The organism is Streptomyces sp. HSW2009, from assembly GCF_040240285.1.
Classification (GTDB): Bacteria; Actinomycetota; Actinomycetes; order Streptomycetales; family Streptomycetaceae; genus Streptomyces.
Genome location: NZ_JBEHZD010000631.1, coordinates 1 through 4,031, shown reverse-complemented (window position 1 = coordinate 4,031; position 4,031 = coordinate 1). Strand labels below are relative to the sequence as shown.

Below are 4,031 nucleotides of genomic sequence, written 5' to 3'. Positions count from 1 at the left end.
CCCCCGGGGGCGGCGCCGCCCCCCGCCGCGGCCCGGCGGCCCGGGGCCTCCCGCGCCTGGCCGGCGGGGGCCCGGCCGTCGGTCACCACCACGAGCAGCGGCCGGCGCGAGGGGTCGCGCAGCCGCTCCACGCGCAGCGTCTCGCGGGCCGTGAGCAGCCCGGCGGCCAGCGGCGTACGGCCCCCGGTGGGCAGCTTCTCCAACCGGGCCGCCGCCGCGTCCACCGACGAGGTGGGCGGCAGCGCGAGGGTGGCGCCGCGGCCCCGGAAGGTGACCAGGCCGACCTTGTCGCGCCGCTGGTAGGCGTCGAGCAGCAGCGACAGGACGGCGCCCTTGACGGCGCCCATCCGCTGCCGCGCGGCCATCGACCCGGAGGCGTCCACCACGAACAGCACCAGATTGCCCTCACGGCCCTCGCGGACCGCCTCCCGCAGATCGTCACGGCGCAGCAGCAGCCCGCTGCCGGTGCGTCCCCGCGCGCGTTGGTGCGGCGCAGCCGCCCGTACGGTGGCGGCCAGGTGCAGCTTGGTCAGCACCCCCTGCGGGCGGCGCGAGCCCGTCGTACGGCCGTGCGCGGTGCGGGCCCGCGAGCGCCGTCCTGCCGCGCCCTCGCCGAGCCCCGGTACGTCCAACATGCGCGCGGTGAACGGTTCGCCGGCCGGCACCGCCGGCCGCTCCGGCGCTCCGCCGCGCGCGTCAGCGCCCGCCCCGTCGGCGCCCTCGCCCGCGGCGGGCGCGGGTTCGGCCGACTCCTGCGGGCCGTCCCCGTCCGTGCGCTGCTCCGGCACGGGCTGCTCGGCGGGCCGGTCGGGCGCGGTGCCCCGCCCGCCGCCGTCCCCCTGCGGCGGCCCGTCCTGCGGCGGCTCGCCGCCCCCGGGGCCGTCCGGGTCCGGGTCGTGGTCCGGGTCCTCGTCGGTCTCGCCGGTGGACTGCTCGGCCGGGGAGGGCGGTTCGGGCTGGTACGCGTCCAGCACCTCGTCCAGCTTCTCCTCGTCCAAACCCGGCGCGTCGAACGGATTGCGGCGCCGCCGGTGCGGCAGTGCGAGCAGCGCGGCCTGCCGTACGTCCGCGGTGGTCACCTCGGTCCGCCCGGCCCAGGCGGCCAGCGCCGTCGCCGTACGCGCGGTCACGATGTCCGCGCGCATCCCGTCCACCTCGAACGCCGCGCACACGGCGGCGATCTGGCGCAGTGACCCGTCGTCGAGCACCACGGTGGGCAGCAGCGCACGGGCCGCCGCGATCCGCGCGCGTAGGTCTTCCTCGCTGTCGGCCCAGCGGGCGGCGAACGCGGCCGGGTCCTCCTCGAAGGCCAGTCGGCGTCGGACCACCTCCACCCGCTCGTCCGGCTCGCGCGAGGCCGCGACCTCCACGGTCAGCCCGAACCGGTCGAGCAACTGCGGGCGCAGCTCGCCCTCTTCCGGGTTCATGGTGCCGACCAGCAGGAAACGCGCCGCGTGCCGTACGGAGACGCCCTCGCGCTCCACGTACGAGGAGCCCATCGCCGCGGCGTCCAGCAGCAGGTCGATCAGGTGGTCGTGGAGCAGGTTGACCTCGTCCACGTACAGGATGCCGCGGTGGGCCGCGGCGAGCAGGCCGGGTTCGAAGGACTTCACGCCGTCCGCGAGGGCCCGCTCGATGTCCAGCGCGCCCACCAACCGGTCCTCGGACGCGCCGACCGGCAGCTCCACCAGGCGCGAGGGCCGGCCGACCCCGGCGCCCACCTCGTGCGGGCCGTCCGGGCAGCCCGGGTCGGGCGCGCCGGGATCGCAGGAGAACCGGCAGCCGGGGACGGTGTCGATGGTGGGCAGCAGCGAGGCGATGCCGCGCACCATGGTGGACTTCGCGGTGCCCTTCTCGCCGCGCACCAACACCCCGCCGATCGCCGGCGACACGGCGTTGAGCAGCAGTCCGAGCCGCATGTCGGCCATGCCGACGACGGCGGTGAACGGGTAGCTGGCCGAGGTCATCAGCTAGTGCTCCTTTCACGAGGTTCACGGGGTTCACGAGATTCGTGAGATTCGCTGGGTTCCCCGGGTTCGCTTGGGTCACGAGGTTTGCGGGGGCCACGAGGTGCATAGCGCGCGCCCGGCGCGCGGGGCTCAGCCGGGGGACGCGTGGCGGGCGGTGGGCCCGCCGCACGGTGCGGTGGGCTCGTGGCGGCCCCATCGGACGACACGGCCCCGGGAGGTACAACCCCGTCGAGCAGCACGGCCCCTGGCGATACGGCCCTGTCGGCCGTGACGACCTGGGGCGTTACGGTCCCGTCAGGTGTCACAGCCTGGGCCGTTACCGTCCCGGCAGGCGCCACGGTCTCGGGCGGCACGCCCCCGTCGTACGCGGCAGCTCCAGCGGCGGCAGCGGCCTCGGCCAGCCCAGCGGCCCCGTCCGACGCATCAGGCAACGCCGGCGCGCCCGGAGGGACGAACGGCAGCCGGACCGGCGGGCCCTGCTCGATGAGGCGCAGCAGCGCATCGGTGTCCGCGTGTTCCTCGATCAGATCGCCCAGCCGGTCGAGCTGTTCCTCGCGCAGCGCCCCGAAGCAGGTGTCGGGCGCCGGCACGAACCGCCGGCCGGCCGCCACCGCGACCTCGCGCAGGAAGGCCCGCCGGAAGCCGTCGCTCTCCAGCGACCCGTGCCAGTGCGTGCCCCACACGGGGCCGACCCGGCAGCCGTCGAGGAACGGCGTGCCGCCGCGCACGTCGGCCACGCCGTGGTGGATCTCGTAGCCCGCCACGTGTTCGCCGAGCGCCGTACCACTGGGCCGGGCGAGCGTCTTCTCGCGCGCGAAGCGCACCCGTACCGGCAGCAGCCCGAGCCCGGCGACGGTGCCGGCGCGCGACTCGACCTCGTCCTCGATCGACTCGCCGAGCACCTGGAAGCCGCCGCAGACGCCGAGCACCGGCCGGCCCTCGGCGGCGCGCGCGGCCAGCGCGTCGGCGAGCCCGCGCTCGCGCAGCCAGGCGAGGGCGCGCACGGTGCCCCGGGTGCCGGGCACCACGACCAGGTCGGCGTCGGCCAACTCCGCCGGCCGGTCCACGAACCTGACGACCACGCCGGGTTCGGCCGCCAGCGCGTCCACGTCCGTGAAGTTCGACATCAGCGGCACCGCGCACACCGCCACGCGCAGCACATCGGCGCCGACCGGGGGCGCCACCGGCGCCTCGCGCACCGCCCCGCGCAGCGAGACCCGCAGCCCGTCCTCCTCGTCGATGCCGAGCCCGGGCGCGTACGGCAGCACGCCGAAGGTGCGGCGGCCGGTGAGGCCGTGCAGCATGTCCAGGCCGGGTTCGAGGAGGGACACGTCGCCGCGGAACTTGTTGACCAGGTAGCCGGCGACCAGCGCCTGGTCCTCGCGCGAGAGCAGCGCCGTGGTGCCGAAGAACTGCGCGAACACCCCGCCCCGGTCGATGTCGCCGACCACCACGACCGGCAGGTGGGCGGCGCGGGCGATGCCCATGTTGACGATGTCGGTGCGGCGCAGGTTGATCTCGGCCGGGCTGCCGGCGCCCTCGCAGATCACCGCGTCGTAGGTGCGCCGCAACTCCGCGAGGCAGTCCAGGACCGGGGCCAGGAGCTGCTGCCGCCCGCCGGGCACCGGCCCTGGGCCGCTCGCGTCGGCCGCCGGCCCGCGGTCCCCGAAGAAGCCGCGGGCACTGAGCTCGCCCACCGGCTTGCCGAGCAGGACGACCTGGCTTGAGCGGTCGCCGCCCGGCTTGAGCAGCACCGGGTTCATCAGCGCGGTCGGCTCGACCCGGGCGGCCTGGGCCTGCATCGCCTGGGCCCGGCCGATCTCGGCGCCCTCGCGGGTGACGAAGGAGTTGAGGGACATGTTCTGCCCCTTGAACGGTGCGACGCGCACCCCGCGGCGCACCAGCCAGCGGCAGATGCCCGCCGTGACCACGCTCTTACCGGCGTCCGACGTCGTCCCCGCGCCCAGCAGCCCGCCCCCCATGTGCCCGGGGGGGGGGGGGGGGGGGGGGGGGGGGGGGGGGGGGGGGGGGGGGGGGGGGGGGGGGGGGGGGGGGGGGGGG

At 76.9% G+C, this 4,031-nt stretch carries 3 protein-coding genes; 1 reads left to right on the top strand and 2 read right to left on the bottom strand.

Features of this window, described 5'->3' with window-relative positions; all coding sequences use genetic code 11:
* Both AAHZ94_RS29785 and AAHZ94_RS29780 read right to left on the bottom strand, forming a co-directional pair.
* The coding region (locus AAHZ94_RS29785; RefSeq protein ID WP_349996810.1) for a putative cobaltochelatase at positions 1–1,967 on the bottom strand (1,967 nt) is incomplete at its 3' end.
* Positions 1,967–3,901 (bottom strand): cobyric acid synthase, encoded by a 1,935-nt coding sequence (locus AAHZ94_RS29780; protein WP_349996811.1) that lies wholly within the window; start codon positions 3,899–3,901, stop codon positions 1,967–1,969. The genes AAHZ94_RS29785 and AAHZ94_RS29780, both read right to left, overlap by 1 nt.
* Between AAHZ94_RS29780 and AAHZ94_RS29775 the strand changes: the two genes are divergently transcribed.
* On the top strand, positions 3,828–4,031 hold a 204-nt coding region (locus AAHZ94_RS29775; protein ID WP_349996813.1), incomplete at its 3' end, for a hypothetical protein. The genes AAHZ94_RS29780 and AAHZ94_RS29775 overlap by 74 nt on opposite strands.